At 71.1% G+C, this 14,333-nt stretch carries 15 protein-coding genes; 11 read left to right on the top strand and 4 right to left on the bottom strand.

Annotated features, from left to right (window positions below; genetic code table 11):
- Positions 1–95: 95 nt before the first annotated feature.
- Together QFZ75_RS10590 and QFZ75_RS10585 are read right to left on the bottom strand one after the other, a co-directional pair.
- The gene (locus QFZ75_RS10590; protein WP_307535882.1) at positions 96–1,415 is read right to left on the bottom strand and encodes a D-arabinono-1,4-lactone oxidase; all 1,320 of its coding nucleotides are present in this window, start codon (positions 1,413–1,415) and stop codon (positions 96–98) included.
- Positions 1,375–2,613 (bottom strand): MFS transporter, encoded by a 1,239-nt coding sequence (locus QFZ75_RS10585; protein WP_307535881.1) that lies wholly within the window; start codon positions 2,611–2,613, stop codon positions 1,375–1,377. Before QFZ75_RS10585 ends, QFZ75_RS10590 begins: the two co-directional genes overlap by 41 nt.
- 162 nt (positions 2,614–2,775) lie before the next feature.
- Here QFZ75_RS10585 and QFZ75_RS10580 point away from each other — a divergent pair, with 162 nt between their 5' ends.
- Positions 2,776–3,903, top strand: a complete 1,128-nt coding sequence (locus QFZ75_RS10580) for a ferrochelatase (RefSeq protein WP_307535879.1) — start codon at positions 2,776–2,778, stop codon at positions 3,901–3,903.
- Positions 3,900–4,724, top strand: a complete 825-nt coding sequence (locus QFZ75_RS10575; protein WP_307535877.1) for an inositol monophosphatase family protein — start codon at positions 3,900–3,902, stop codon at positions 4,722–4,724. The genes QFZ75_RS10580 and QFZ75_RS10575 overlap by 4 nt, the downstream gene beginning before the upstream one ends.
- An 86-nt stretch (positions 4,725–4,810) precedes the next feature.
- Here QFZ75_RS10575 and QFZ75_RS10570 read toward each other — a convergent pair whose 3' ends face one another.
- Positions 4,811–4,984 carry a hypothetical protein gene (locus QFZ75_RS10570; protein WP_307535875.1) on the bottom strand — a complete coding sequence of 58 codons (174 nt, stop codon included), beginning with the start codon at positions 4,982–4,984 and terminating at the stop codon, positions 4,811–4,813.
- A gap of 426 nt (positions 4,985–5,410) precedes the next feature.
- Here QFZ75_RS10570 and QFZ75_RS10565 point away from each other — a divergent pair, with 426 nt between their 5' ends.
- The 4 genes from QFZ75_RS10565 (at position 5,411) to QFZ75_RS10550 (ending at position 8,911) form a co-directional block, all read left to right on the top strand.
- Entirely contained in the window at positions 5,411–6,064 is a 654-nt protein-coding gene (locus QFZ75_RS10565; RefSeq protein WP_307535873.1) for a response regulator transcription factor, read from the top strand.
- A 6-nt stretch (positions 6,065–6,070) separates the two neighbouring features.
- The gene (locus tag QFZ75_RS10560; RefSeq protein WP_307535870.1) at positions 6,071–7,312 is read left to right on the top strand and encodes a HAMP domain-containing sensor histidine kinase; all 1,242 of its coding nucleotides are present in this window, start codon (positions 6,071–6,073) and stop codon (positions 7,310–7,312) included.
- 392 nt (positions 7,313–7,704) lie between these two features.
- On the top strand, positions 7,705–8,001 hold the full coding sequence (locus QFZ75_RS10555; RefSeq protein WP_005481602.1) for a DUF4193 domain-containing protein: 297 nt from the start codon (positions 7,705–7,707) through the stop codon (positions 7,999–8,001).
- A 13-nt stretch (positions 8,002–8,014) separates the two neighbouring features.
- Positions 8,015–8,911, top strand: a complete 897-nt coding sequence (locus QFZ75_RS10550; protein WP_307535868.1) for a hypothetical protein — start codon at positions 8,015–8,017, stop codon at positions 8,909–8,911.
- 221 nt (positions 8,912–9,132) lie between these two features.
- Here the strand turns inward: QFZ75_RS10550 and QFZ75_RS10545 are convergent, their stop codons facing one another.
- Positions 9,133–9,594 (bottom strand): DUF3093 domain-containing protein, encoded by a 462-nt coding sequence (locus tag QFZ75_RS10545; RefSeq protein ID WP_307535866.1) that lies wholly within the window; start codon positions 9,592–9,594, stop codon positions 9,133–9,135.
- 58 nt (positions 9,595–9,652) lie between these two features.
- Between QFZ75_RS10545 and QFZ75_RS10540 the strand changes: the two genes are divergently transcribed.
- The 5 genes from QFZ75_RS10540 to QFZ75_RS10520 all read left to right on the top strand — a co-directional run bounded on the left by QFZ75_RS10540 (position 9,653) and on the right by QFZ75_RS10520 (position 14,290).
- Positions 9,653–10,237: a PaaI family thioesterase gene (locus tag QFZ75_RS10540; RefSeq protein ID WP_307535865.1), complete on the top strand. Its 585-nt coding sequence runs from the start codon at positions 9,653–9,655 to the stop codon at positions 10,235–10,237.
- Entirely contained in the window at positions 10,234–10,755 is a 522-nt protein-coding gene (gene dut / locus QFZ75_RS10535; protein WP_307535864.1) for a dUTP diphosphatase, read from the top strand. The genes QFZ75_RS10540 and dut overlap by 4 nt, the downstream gene beginning before the upstream one ends.
- Position 10,756: 1 nt before the next feature.
- Positions 10,757–11,518 carry a DUF3710 domain-containing protein gene (locus tag QFZ75_RS10530; protein ID WP_307535862.1) on the top strand — a complete coding sequence of 254 codons (762 nt, stop codon included), beginning with the start codon at positions 10,757–10,759 and terminating at the stop codon, positions 11,516–11,518.
- Between the two features lie 503 nt (positions 11,519–12,021).
- Positions 12,022–12,909 carry a peptidoglycan-binding protein gene (locus QFZ75_RS10525; RefSeq protein ID WP_307535860.1) on the top strand — a complete coding sequence of 296 codons (888 nt, stop codon included), beginning with the start codon at positions 12,022–12,024 and terminating at the stop codon, positions 12,907–12,909.
- A gap of 163 nt (positions 12,910–13,072) precedes the next feature.
- Positions 13,073–14,290, top strand: coding sequence for an alginate lyase family protein (locus QFZ75_RS10520; protein WP_307535858.1), 1,218 nt, complete (start codon positions 13,073–13,075; stop codon positions 14,288–14,290).
- Positions 14,291–14,333: the final 43 nt, after the last annotated feature.

Below are 14,333 nucleotides of genomic sequence, written 5' to 3'. Positions count from 1 at the left end.
TCAAGATGAGACCTGTTCTTCACATGATCACCGGGCTGGGGGCGGCCGTTTTGTCCGCACGTCCTGTGCTCGGGCAACCGGTCGAGGCCGCCGGGCTACTCGCCGAGCACCCGGCGCAGGTAGTCGTTCCCGAACCGCCGTTCCGGGTCGAGCCGGTCGCGCAGCCGGGTGAACTCGCCGAAGCGCGGATAGACGTCGGCCAGGTACTCGGCGTCGCGGGTGTGGACCTTGCCCCAGTGGGGCCGCCCCCCGTGCGCGGTGAAGATCCGCTCGGCGGCGCTGAAGTACGCCTGGTACGGCGTCCCCCGGAACATGTGGACCGCGATGTACGCGCTGTCCCGGCCGGACGCGGTGGAGAGGGTGATGTCGTCCCCGGGGGCCGTGCGCACCTCCACCGGAAAGCTGATGCGCAGTGGTGAACGGTCGACCATGGCCTTCAGTTCGCGCAGTGCCTCCATGGCGGCGGCTCGCGGAACGGCGTATTCCATCTCCGTGAAGCGCACCCGGCGCGGAGAAGTGAAGACCTTGTGGGGAATGTCGGTGTAGGTGCGCGCGGACAGCGCGCGGCTGGAGATCCGGGCGATCGAGGGGATCGAGGCAGGGACCGCCCGGCCCACGTGGTTGACGGCACGGAAGAGGCCGTTGGAGAGGAACTCGTCCTCGTAGAAGCCCCGGACGGTGCCGACCGGCCGCTCCGGACCCGCGCTGCGGTTGTTGCGCTTGGTGTTGCAGTTGCCGGTGTGCGGGAACCAGTAGAACTCGAAGTGCTCGTTCTCCGCGAACAGTTCGTCGAAGGAACCCGTCACCTCGTCGAAGCTCATCGGCTCCTCGCGGGCGGTGAGGAGAAAGAGGGGCTCCACGGAGAAGGTGATCGCGGTGATGACGCCCAGGGCGCCGATCCCGACCCGGGCCGCCGCGAAGACGTCGGGGTTCTCCTTCTCCGAGCAGGTGAGGACCGAGCCGTCGGCGGTCACCAGTTCGAGGCCCTTGATCTGGGCGGCGAGCGAGGCGGAGTCGCGGCCGGTGCCGTGCGTGCCGGTGCTGGTCGCGCCCGACACCGTCTGGTCCATGATGTCGCCCATGTTCGTGAGCGACAGTCCCTCACGGGCCAGGGCCAGGTTGAGGCGCTTGAGCGGCGTGCCGGCCTCCACCGTGACGGTGCCGCCCTCGCGGTCGATCCTGCGGATGCCGGTCAGCAGATGAGGGCGGATCAGCACGCCGTCGGTCGCCGCGGCCGCGGTGAAGGAGTGGCCGGTACCGACGGCCTTGACCCTCAGCCCGTCCTGCGCCGCCTTGCGCACGGTGGCGGAGAGTTCCTCGACGGAGGCCGGAGCGACCTCCCGGGCCGGACGGGCGGTGACGTTCCCGGCCCAGTTACGCCAGGTGCCGCTCTTCCCGCTCGCTGTGCTCTTCATGGGTCCCTCCCCGCTGCGGAACCGGCCTGCTGAGCCGGCGATACCCGAGGAAACCCACCACGACCGCGACGGCGCCGGCCGCGACCGGAACCCCGTACCCGGCCCGCGCCCCGGCTGCGTCGATCACCCAGCCGGACAGGGAGGAACCGAGCGCGACCCCGACCGCGAGGCCCGTGCTCACCCACGTCATGCCCTCGGTCAGTTTCGCGCGTGGTACGTGCAGTTCGACGAGGGCCATCGTCGTGATCATCGTCGGCGCGATGGACAGGCCCGCAACGAACAGCGCCACGGCCAGAAACGGCAGGTTCCCGACCAGTAGCAGAGGGATCATACTCACGGCCATCGCGCAGATGCCCACTGCCCACCGGCGGGCGGGCGCCCCGGAGAGGCGCAGCAGCCCGAAGACGGCTCCCGCCGCGCAGGAGCCCGCCGCGTAGACGGCCAGGACGACGCTCGCCGCCCCCTTGTGGCCCTCCTCCTCGGCGAAGGCCACGGTGACCACGTCGACCGCGCCGAAGATCGCGCCGGTCGCCACGAACGTGGCCACCAGGACCTGCAGTCCGGCCGAGCGCAGGGCCGAGCCTCCCGTGTGGTGCCCGCGGGGATGCGGGGGCGGCTCGGTGGCCCGCTGGGACGTCAGCCAGAAGACCCCGGCCGCGAGGAAGAGGGCCGCGAGCAGCGGTCCGGCCTCCGGGAACCACACGGTGCACAGGCCGATGGAGATGATCGGCCCGAAGATGAAGCAGATCTCGTCGACGACGGACTCGAAGGCGTACGCCGTGTGGAGTTCGGGCCTGCCCCGGTAGATCAGCGCCCAGCGTGCCCTGGTCATCGCCCCGACACTCGGTACGCAGCCGATGCCGGCCGAACAGAGGAACAGCACCCAGTCCGGCCCGTCGAGGCGGACGGTCAGCAGCAGCCCGGCGGACGCGGTGAGCGCGGACAGGGTGGCGGGCCGCAGCACCCGCCGCTGCCCGTACCGGTCCACCAGGCGGGAGATCTGGGGTCCGAGTGCCGCTGCCGACAGCGCGACGGTCGCCGACAGCGCGCCCGCGAGTCCGTACCGTCCGGTGACCTGGGAGATCATCGTGACCACGCCGATGCCCATCATCGACAACGGCATCCGGCCGAGGAGGCCCGCGGTGGTGAAGCCCCTGGAGCCGGGGGCGGCGAACAGGGCGCGGTAGGGGCTGGGCACGGGGTTCTCCGGTGAGGTCCGGTAAGGCGTGAAGCTCGTCGATACAGCTTACGAGTGAGGTGACCCTAACGCATACGGCCGAACGGCCGGTCACCCCGTCCACCTGCCGACAGGCCCCCCTGCCGGTGCCCGGTCGCCGCAGGCGGATGGCAGGATCGGGGTATGCGAGACGCCCTCGATGCCACTCCCTACGACGCCCTGCTCCTGCTCTCCTTCGGCGGCCCCGAGGGTCCCGACGAGGTGGTCCCGTTCCTGGAGAACGTGACGCGCGGCCGGGGCATCCCCAAGGAACGCCTCAAGGAAGTGGGGCAGCACTACTTCCTGTTCGGCGGAGTCAGCCCGATCAACGACCAGAACCGCGCCCTGCTGGACGCCCTGCGCAAGGACTTCGCGGAGCACGGCCTCGGCCTGCCGGTGTACTGGGGCAACCGGAACTGGGGCCCCTACCTGACGGACACGCTGCGCGAGGCGGTCGCCGACGGCCGCCGCCGCATCCTGGTGCTGGCCACGAGCGCGTACGCCTCGTACTCGGGCTGCCGGCAGTACCGCGAGGATCTGGCCGGGGCCCTGGCGACCCTGGAGGGCGAGGGCCTGGAGCTGCCGAGGATCGACAAGATCCGGCACTACTTCAACCACCCGGGCTTCGTCGAGCCGATGGTCGAGGGCATCCTCGCGTCCCTCGCCGAGCTTCCCGAGGACGTCCGCGCGGGCGCGCACATCGCCTTCACGACCCACTCGATCCCGACGTCCGCGGCGGACACCTCCGGGCCGCCGCAGGGCCACGGCGACGGCGGGGCGTACGTGCGCCAACACCTGGACGTCGCCCGTCTCATCGCCGACGCGGTGCGCGAGCGGACCGGGACCGACCACCCGTGGCAGCTGGTCTACCAGTCGCGCTCGGGGGCCCCGCACATCCCGTGGCTGGAGCCGGACATCTGCGACCACCTGGAGGAGCGGCACGGGGCCGGTGTCCCGGCCGTCGTCATGGCCCCCATCGGGTTCGTCTCGGACCACATGGAGGTCCTGTACGACCTCGACACGGAGGCCACGGCGAAGGCCGCGGAGCTGGGGCTTCCCGTGCGCCGCGCGGCCACCGTCGGCGCCGACCCGCGGTTCGCCGCCGCGATCCGCGACCTCGTCCTGGAGCGGGCCGCCACCGAGAACGGCAGAAACGTCCCGCCCTGCGCGCTCGGCGCCCTGGGCCCGAGCCACGACCTCTGCCCCGCGGGCTGCTGCCCGGCCCGCACCCCCAAGCCCGCCGCCGCGGGCGCCGACAGCCCGTACGCATGAGGAGCCCCGTGACCGCCACAGCGAACGACGAGCTGAAGGCCGAGCTGCTGGACATAGCGCTGGACGCGGCCCACCGCGCGGGCGCCTTCCTGCGGGACGGCCGCCCCGACGACCTGGGCGTGGCGGCGACCAAGTCCAGCGCGGTCGACGTCGTCACCGAGATGGACATCGCCTCCGAGAAGCTGATCACCGGTCTGCTGGCCGAGGTGCGGCCGGACGACGGCGTGCTCGGCGAGGAGGGCGCCGACATCGCGGGCACCAGCGGCGTCCAGTGGGTGATCGACCCGATCGACGGGACGGTCAACTATCTGTACGGGCTGCCCAGCTGGGCCGTGTCCATCGCGGCCCGCAAGGACGGCGAGACCCTCGTCGGCGTCGTCCACGCCCCGATGCGCGGGGAGACCTACCGGGCCGTGCTCGGCGGCGGAGCGTACGTGAACGACCGTCCCGCGCGCGTGCGGCCGGCCCCCGAGCTCGCGCTGGCCCTGGTCGGCACCGGCTTCGGCTACCTCGCGGACCGCAGGACCCGCCAGGCCGAGGTGGTCGGGCAGCTGATCTCCCAGGTCCGCGACATCCGCCGCGGCGGCTCGGCCGCGATCGACCTGTGCGACGTGGCGACGGGGCGGCTGGACGCCTACTACGAGCGCGGGCTGAACCCCTGGGACTACGCCGCCGGTGACCTGATCGCCCGGGAGGCCGGCGCGCTGACCGGCGGACGCCCCGGCGACCCCCTCTCGACCGACCTGACGGTGGCCGCCCCGCCCGGCCTCTTCGAACCCCTGCAGTCCCGTCTCGACGAACTCGGCGCCTGGCACGACTGACACCGCGCGGTCCGCACCGCGCGGCCGGCAACGACGGAGCGGGGCCCCGGGCTGGATCCCGGGGCCCCGCTCTCGTACGAACCGGATCAGACGTGCGCCGCGCCGAGCTGCACACCGTGCTCCGCGGCGAGGCGGTGCAGATCGTCGAGTTCCGCCTGCTCGACCTCCGCGAGGAAGTCGTCGCCGGTCTCGCGAGCCATGGTCAGGTCGGACTCGGTCGTCCTTATGCGCTGCAGAAGTCCTGCGGTGAAAGCGTCCATGCTGCGCCCCCTCGTCCTGGGTCGTGGGTCGGGTGGCACGGGGGTGTGCCGTTCGGAAGGGGCGATCACGTCTCCAGGAGTGCCCGGCGCTGCCCTGCCGGGCGGCATCGATGCCGGACACCCACGCCCGCCCTGCGGGAAGCGGATCAAGCCGTACCGCAAGGTGGTGCGGTACGAGCAGAGCGTGATCGCGGGGTGTAAAACCGTCCTCCCCCGGCTCTCTTCCGCAGAAACCTCAACCGCACGAGAAAATCCCGCATTCCCGGGCCTCCCAACCCGCCTTACAGCCGACTTATGGCCGAAAAGGGCAGGATGGAGTCCTACTCTCCCTGTTCCCGGCTGCGCTCGAGCGGGAGGGACCCATCGGACACCGCCCGCGTACGCCGTGAAGCCGCCGTGCGGGTGGACAGAGGAAGGACAAGCGACGTGCGTGTACTCGTCGTCGAGGACGAGCAGCTGCTCGCCGATGCGGTGGCCACCGGACTGCGCCGGGAGGCCATGGCCGTCGACGTCGTGTACGACGGCGCGGCCGCCCTGGAGCGCATCGGCGTCAACGACTACGACGTGGTCGTCCTGGACCGCGACCTGCCGCTGGTGCACGGCGACGACGTCTGCCGCCGGATCGTCGAGCTCGGCATGCCGACCCGCGTGCTGATGCTGACGGCCTCCGGAGACGTCAGCGACCGGGTCGAGGGCCTGGAGATCGGCGCCGACGACTACCTCCCCAAGCCCTTCGCGTTCAGCGAGCTGACGGCACGCGTGCGTGCCCTCGGCCGGCGTACGAGCATGCCCCTGCCGCCCGTCCTGGAGCGGGCCGGGATCAAGCTCGACCCCAACCGCCGCGAGGTCTTCCGTGACGGCAAGGAGGTCCAGCTCGCGCCCAAGGAGTTCGCCGTCCTGGAGGTACTGCTGCGCAGCGAGGGCGCGGTCGTCTCCGCCGAGCAGCTCCTGGAGAAGGCCTGGGACGAGAACACCGACCCGTTCACCAACGTCGTGCGCGTCACGGTGATGACCCTGCGCCGCAAGCTCGGCGAGCCGCCGGTCATCGTCACTGTGCCGGGTTCCGGGTACCGGATCTGATCCGCGATGACCACGACACCCGCTCCGCCCAAGGCGCCACCGAAACCCACCTGGGACCCGCGGAAACCGGAGCAGCCGTTCCCCTGGCTGCGCCCGACCATCCGCATACGGCTCACGCTGCTGTACGGCGGGATGTTCCTGATCGCGGGCATCCTGCTGCTGTCGATCATCTACCTGCTGGCGGCCCAGGCCCTGCACGAGGGCAGCGGCGTCGACTTCTCGGTGACCGGCAACAACCTCTCGCTCACCAGTGACACCTGTCCGCAACTGAGCGGGGCGGGCAGCAACCAGCAGCTGAACACGATGCTCAAGGAGTGCACCGCCGCTCAGCGCCAGCACGCCCTGGACGGTCTGCTCAGCCGCTCGCTGATGGCGCTGCTCGGCCTCGCCGTGATCGCGTTCGCCTTCGGGTACGCGATGGCCGGCCGGGTGCTCTCGCCGCTGGGCCGGATCACCCGCACCGCGCGCGCGGTGGCGGGCTCGGACCTGTCCCGGCGGATCGAGCTGGACGGCCCCGACGACGAGCTCAAGGAGCTGGCGGACACCTTCGACGACATGCTGGAGCGGCTGCAGCGGGCCTTCACGGCCCAGCAGCGGTTCGTCGGGAACGCCTCGCACGAGCTGCGGACACCCCTCGCGATCAACCGCACCCTCCTGGAGGTGCACCTGTCGGATCCGGGCGCTCCCATGGAACTGCAGCAGCTGGGCAAGACCCTGCTGGCCACCAACGAGCGCAGCGAGCAGCTCGTCGAGGGTCTGCTGCTGCTCGCCCGCAGCGACAACCAGATCGTCGAGCGCAAGCCGGTGGACCTCGCCGAGGTCGCCTCGCAGGCCATAGACCAGGTGCGTGGCGAGGCGGACCTGAAGGGCGTCGAGGTGCGCGGTGAGCAGGCCGCGGCGGTCGTCCAGGGCAACGGCGTCCTCCTGGAGCGGATCGCCCTGAACCTCGTCCAGAACGCCGTGCGGTACAACGTGGCCGAGGGCGGCTGGGTCGAGGTCGTCACGGAGGTGCGGCACGGCCAGGCGGTCCTCACGGTGTCGAACACGGGCCCCGTGGTCCCCGCCTACGAGGTCGACAATCTTTTCGAGCCCTTCCGGCGGCTGCGGACCGAGCGGACGGGCAGCGACAAGGGCGTGGGCCTCGGACTGTCCATCGCCAGGTCGGTGGCCCGCGCCCACGGCGGTCACATCTTCGCGGAACCGCGTGAGGGAGGGGGCCTGGTGATGCGCGTCGCCCTGCCTATCTGAGACCATGTCGCCGACACACGGCGATGTTCGCTTTGCGCGGAATCCTCCGGGCAGACACAAGGCATGCGCGTGTGTGATCGATCACAAGGACGATTTTCCGCCCATCTACCCTCCGTGATCAATAGGCTCCTTAAAGCCGGGATAATCCGGGTTTTCAGGGGTCGGGATCACGGGAAGTACACGGTGGGACGCCTTTGAAGTGCGGCATTCGGACCGTGTACGGTCCCGTTCGCCATCCAACCCGATCACTCCTCGTGAGTCCGGTTGGGTGTCGATTGAGTAACAGACCTTGATGTGAGGCAAAATCTCCGCCTCAGGTCGGGCACAAGTCCGGCCTCTCACGCGTTACGTGCGCTGAGACACTGCAGACACCCAGAGGGGGAGAGCGACACATGGCAACGGATTACGACACCCCACGCAAGACCGACGACGACGTCGATTCGGACAGCCTTGAAGAACTGAAGGCTCGCCGGAACGACAAGTCGACCTCGGCGGTCGACGTGGACGAGTTCGAGGCCGCCGAAGGCCTGGAACTGCCCGGAGCGGACCTCTCGAACGAGGAGCTGGCCGTCCGGGTCCTGCCGAAGCAGCAGGACGAGTTCACCTGCATGAGCTGCTTCCTGGTCCACCACCGCAGCCAGCTGGCCCGCGAGAAGAACGGCCAGCCGATCTGCCGCGACTGCGACTGAGGCAGGGTCGGCCGTGACAGGCTCGACCCCGCCCTGGAAGCGCCGTTTCCGTGACCGGGGAGCGGCCGGACCGTCTCAGGACGGCCTGTACGACGACGAGCGGGGCCACCCGGCCTCGCTCGAACCGACGGACGCGACAGGTGCCTCCGGTGCCCTTGAGGTGCCGGAACCGAAGGCGCCTGTCGCGAGACGCCGGGCCGCCGCTGTCGGCCGCGGGGTCAGGGAAGGCGTCCGCAAGGGCGGCAGCCGGGCCAGAGCCGCCCTGGCGAACCTCGCCGACCGCATCATCGAGATCGCCCCGCGCGTCCCCGTGCGCGACCTCGCCGCACTCCGCAAGCAGTTCCCGGGCCTGGGGCCCGAGCAGCTCGCGGACAAGCTCGTCGCGGGCGCGTGCAACGCGACCTCCACGGTGGGCGCGGGAATCGGCGCCGCCGCGATGATGCCCGTACCGTTCGCGATGCCCACGGAGCTGGCCGCCGAGGTCACCGGCGTCGCCGCGATCGAGCTGAAGCTGATCGCCGAGCTGTACGAGGTCTACGGCCTGCGCCCGCCGGGCGGCCTGCGGGAACGCACGACCACCTACCTGGGCTCCTGGTCGCAGGAGCGCGGCATCGACGTGACCAGACCGTCGACGCTCAACACGGCCCTCGGGGGCCCGGTGAAGCGCGAGCTGCGCCAGCAGATCATGAAGCGCACGGTCAGGAACCTGCCGAACCTGATGCCGTTCATGGTGGGCGCGGCCGTCGGAGCGGCGATGAACCGCCGTGACACGAGAAAGCTCGCGGACCGGGTTCGCAAAGACCTCCGCGAGGTGCAGGTCCCCTGGGACGCCCTGCCCGCTCTGCCGCCCCTGGAACGGCCGGCCGATCCGCTGGACATGGGCGACCTCCCAGGAGAACCGGAGCGCTGACCCACAGCCGGAAATGCGCCCGCGGGCAAAGTTCCGGCCCACGGCAGGAAAAGCTTTCGTACGAATACGCGGACGACATCACGTAGGCGAATGCGAGTTCGGGACGAGCGCGGGGCGAGTACGGGCCGAGTGCGAGCCGCTCGGGAGAAAATCGACCGGAAACGGGTTCGGATCCGTATGTCTGTACGGCCGCATATTTGTGCGGCCGTACGTCCGCACGCCTACGCGGCCGTGCGTGCCGCGGTCAGTGCCGTCGCCAGGCCCTCGGGGTCGCGCGTCGACAGATACACGTACGGGGTCGGATCCGCCGGGTCGGTGATGTCCACGCGCAGGGCCGTCGGGATGTAGGCCCGCAGCAGCATGTAGGCACGCGCGTCGGCCTTGAACGTGCGCCAGGCACGGGCCTCCTCGGCGTCGAGGACGTGGGCCTCGCCCAGGGCGGTGACGGGGATCCGGGCCTCGCCCGCGATCAGCGAGCCGCCCACCACCCGGATCCGCGCGGAGCCGTACGAACTGGCCACCACCGCCGCCACCGCCGTGCCGCCGACCAGGCCGCCCAGGAGCGGCAGTGTGCCGAAGGGGAGCAGGATCAGGGCCATCGAGATGCCCACCAGCAGGCAGACGAGCCACCAGGAGCGCGGTGTGGTGAGACGTTCTTCGTACGGCGGGGCGGAAGGCTGCATACCGCCAAGCCTGCCACGGTGCGTACCGGCCTCCGACGCGGAGGTAAGGTCTGCGCCTGTGAGTGGTACATCTTCGGCCCTGCGGCCCCCTGCCGATGCCGTGGCGCCGGTGCGCCATCCCGACGCCCCGGCCCCGGGCGAGCTGCTGGGCGCGCACTACGAGCAGTGTTTCGGCTGCGGCGGCGGACAGCCGCACGGACTGCACCTGGAGTCCCGGGCGGGCGACGGCGTACGGATCACCGCCGAGTTCACCGTGCGGCCCGCGCACCAGGGCGCACCGGGCCTCGCGCACGGCGGAATCCTGGCCAGCGCACTCGACGAGACCCTCGGCTCGCTGAACTGGCTGCTGCGCACCATCGCGGTGACCGGCCGGCTCGAGACCGACTTCGTACGGCCCGTGCCCGTGGGCACCGTGCTGCACCTGGAGGCCGAGGTCACGGCGGTGGCGGGGCGCAAGATCTACTCGACCGCCACCGGACGCATCGGCGGCCCCGACGGACCCGTCGCCGTCCGTGCGGACGCCCTCTTCATCGAGGTGAAGGTCGACCACTTCGTGGACAACGGCCGCCAGGAGGAGATCCGGGCGGCCATGGACGACCCCGACACGGTCCGCCGTGCCCGTGCCTTCGAGGTGAACCCGTGACCTCGGCGCAGGCCCCCCTGGGCGTGCTGATCAAGCGTGTCGATCCGGACGTACCCCTTCCGCAATACGCGTGTCCCGGCGACGCGGGCGCGGACCTGCGCACCACCGAGAGCCACGTGCTGGAGCCGGGCGAACGGGCCGTGCTCCCCACCGGGGTGTGCATCGCGCTCCCCGAGGGGTACGCGGCCTTCGTGCACCCCCGTTCCGGGCTCGCCGCCCGCTGCGGTGTCGCCCTCGTGAATGCCCCGGGGACGGTTGATGCCGGGTACCGTGGGGAGATCAAGGTGATCGTGGTGAATCTCGACCCGCGCGAGTCCGTGCGGTTCGAGCGCTTCGACCGGATTGCCCAACTGGTCGTCCAGCAGGTCGAGAAGGTGCGCTTCCAGGAGGTTCTGGAACTCCCCGACTCGGCGCGGGCCGCAGGGGGCTTCGGGTCCACCGGCGGTCATGCCGCGGTGGGCGGCACATCGGGTGGGAATCGATACGCTTCGGTCGTATCCGACCGGGAAGGACAGTGACGTGTTCGGACGTCGCAAGAAGGGCAGCGCCGCCGAGGACGCGGCGGGCGAGGCCGGGCAGGTCGTCGACGGTGTCGACAGCGAGGCGGACGGGACGGAGCGCGAGCGCGTGAGGCTCGAGCCGGAGCCGCGCCCCGACGGTCCCTGGGACAGCACCGAGGTGCGCGACCCGGCCGACGGCCGGGTCGACCTGGGCGGTCTCTTCGTGCCCGGGGTCGACGGCATGGAGCTCCGGGTGGAGGTCGCGGGCGACGCGATCGTCGCGGCCACCGTGGTGCTCAAGGACAGCGCCGTCCAACTGCAGGCCTTCGCCGCTCCCAAGCGGGAGGGCATCTGGGGCGAGGTGCGCGAGGAGATCGCCACCGGCATCACGCAGCAGGGCGGTGTCATCGACGAGGTCGAGGGTCCGCTGGGCTGGGAGCTGCGCGCCCAGGTACCGGTGCAGCTGCCGGACGGGACCGGCGGCTTCCAGGTCGTCCGGTTCATCGGTGTGGACGGGCCCCGCTGGTTCCTGCGCGGAGTGATCTCCGGGCAGGGCGCGGTGCAGCCGCAGGCCGCCGGTCTGCTGGAGCAGATCTTCCGGGACACCGTGGTGGTCCGCGGGGAGGGCCCGATGGCCCCGCGCGACCCGATCGTCCTGAAACTGCCCGACGACGCGCAGATGGTCGCGGAGGGTGTGCAGCAGGAGGAGCAGGCGGGTTCCCGCTTCTCCGGCGGCATGGGGCAGTTGCAGCGCGGGCCGGAGATCACCGAGGTCCGCTAGGCGTACACGGAGCCGCGTACAGGGAAGTGCACGACGGGCCGCATCCCCTCGGGGGTGCGGCCCGTCGTCGTTCCCGGCAGCCCGGCAGCCCGGCAGCCCGGCAGCCCGGCAGCCCGGCAGCCCGTCCAGCCCGTCCAGCCCATCCGGTCCCTCCAGCCCGGTCCGGCGGGCGGTTCGCAAGCCGTGACCATGTGTAACGGTCCGTGTGCGTCAGGTGGGAGCCCGGCGGCGGGGGCCGGGCGGATCACGTGCCGGGACGGCGCGGGGACGGCCGTCCGTCGCGGTCGAAACACTCGGTCTGTGCGCGTTTTTGCCCTCCATGCCGGGACATGCACGCTTTTCGGGTTCCGACACGTGGGCCGAATGAGTGAAGAAAGAAGCAAACTGCAACCCGAAAGCGGCTACGCTGCGTCACCCTGGGCGTGGCGAGGAAGGGGCGGGGCCGTCAACTCCCGCGTGCCACACCCGACTTGTCGATCGCCGTCAATCATGGGGGATGCGCAATGAGCACGAACTGGATCGAGAAGGCCCAGCGGTTGGGTGACGGGAGCATCGGAGGCGCGATGGACCTTCCGTCGGTCCCGGGCCGCGTCGTCTGGCACACCACGGAGAGCGGCGCGGGCGACGCGGCCTTCACGGCGGTGTCGGCGCACCTGATCAGTGTGTCCGCCGAGCCGCACCTGCTGTACGACCCGACGACCGACCGGCTCGGCCAGTTCGGCCCGCTGAACCAGAGCGCGCGGGCGCTGCGCAACGACGGGTCGACGCGCACCAACCGCGTCGGCAAGGTCTGCATCCAGATCGAGGTGCTGGGACGGGCCGCCAAGCCGTTCACCAAGACCTGGAAGCCGGGCCCGAACTACCGCGCCATGATGGCCGCGATCCGTTCCTGGAAGATCCCGGACACCTTCCCGGCGGGGCGCCTCGCGACCTCGGGCGCCGACGCGACCAACCGCCCCCGCACGGTGTGGATGAGCAAGGGCGGGCACTACGGCCACGCGAACATCCCGGGCAACGACCACTGGGACCCGGGCGACATCGACAAGGCCGCGCTCTTCGCGGCGGCCCCGGTCGAGCCCGGCAGCGGCACCACGCCCGCCAAGCCCGTCGTCGACCTGAGCAACCTGATCGCCGCCGCGCGCCGCGACCCGGGCCTGCCCCAGGGCGGCACCACGCACAAGAAGGACGTCCTGGTCGTCGAGAAGGCCCTGGTGGCCGAGGGGCTGCTGCCCGCCCGGTGGGCCGACGGCTCCTTCGGCACCAGGACCGTGGAGGCGTACGCGGCCCTCCAGCGCCGCTACGGCTTCAGCGGCGGCGACGCGAACGGCATCCCGGGGCAGACCACGCTCAGCAGGCTCGGCCGGCAGCACGGCTTCACGGTCAAGGCCTGACGGGACCGGCCGCCGGACTCGGTGTCCTGAGGGCGCCCGGGCGGGGCGTCGGCGACCGCCGCTCCTTCTCTTGACGCGGACATGGTCTGTACCTATGGTCACCGGCCAACGCCTGTGTTCATAAAGGCATTCCGTGTTCACGTACGAGAACGGATGGCCCCCCATGTCGCCGACCGCTCCGACTCCCGCACGCCGCCTCGGGGCCTCCCGTCCCGCGCTGCTCGCCACCGTCACCGCCCTGCTGGCCGGCGTCCTCGCCTGGCCCGCCGCCCAGCCCGCCGAGGCGGCCCCGGCCGTCTTCGCGCACCCCGGGGTCACCGTCTCCCGCGGCCAGCTGGACTTCGCCCGTCAGCAGGTCAACGCCGGTGCCCAGCCCTGGAAGGGCGCCTACGACCAGATGCTGTCGAGCAAGTACGGTTCGCTCACGCGTACCGCCAAGCCGCGCGCGGTGGTGGAGTGCGGCTCGTACTCGAACCCCGACAACGGGTGCAGGGACGAGCGCGAGGACGCCATCGCCGCGTACACCCAGGCGCTCGCCTGGTACGTCACACGGGACACCCGGTACGCGAAGAAGGCGATCGAGCTGATGGACGCCTGGTCCGCGACCATCAGGGACCACACCAACAGCAACGCGCCGCTGCAGACCGGCTGGGCCGGCTCCTCCTGGCCCAAGGCCGCCGAGATCATCAAGTACACGTACGACGGCGGCTGGGCCGACTCCGGCCGCTTCTCGGCGATGCTGCGCGACGTCTACCTGCCCGAGGTCGTCAACGGCTCGAACTCCAACGGCAACTGGGAGCTGTCGATGATGGAGGCCGCCGTCGGCATCTCCGTCTTCCTGGAGGACAAGGCCTCGTACGACAAGGCGATGGCCAAGTTCCGTACCCGTACGGCCGCCTACGTCTACCTCTCCTCCGACGGCGCGCTGCCGAAGACCGTGCCGAGCCAGAACCTCGACACCACGCAGAAGATCGTCGCCTACTGGCAGGGCCAGTACACCTTCGTCAACGGGCTGACCCAGGAGACCTGCCGCGACCTCACCCACACCGGATACGGCATCTCGGCGATCTCGCACATCGCCGAGACCAGCCGCATCCAGGGCCAGGACCTGTACGGCACCGACGTCGGCGAGCGGCTGCGGCACGCGCTCGGTCTCCAGGCGAAGTACGAGCTCGGCGAGGCGGTCCCGGGCTGGCTGTGCGGCGGCTCGCTGCACCTCGGGCTCGGGCCCGTCACCGAGGTCGGCCACAACGCCCTGCACAACCGGCTCGGGCACGCCATGACCAACACCGAGCTGCTGACCGCGCGGAACCGCCCGGCGGGCGGCAACAACCTGTTCGTCGCCTGGGAGACGCTGACGCACGGCGACAACCCGAGCTGAACCGTTGCAGGTCCGGGCGCCGGACGGTGATACCGGCGCCCGG

Source organism: Streptomyces sp. V3I8 (assembly GCF_030817535.1).
In the GTDB taxonomy this organism is placed as follows: Bacteria; Actinomycetota; Actinomycetes; order Streptomycetales; family Streptomycetaceae; genus Streptomyces.
Note: the sequence above shows the minus strand (reverse complement) of the source record. Positions and strands in the feature narration are given on the sequence as shown.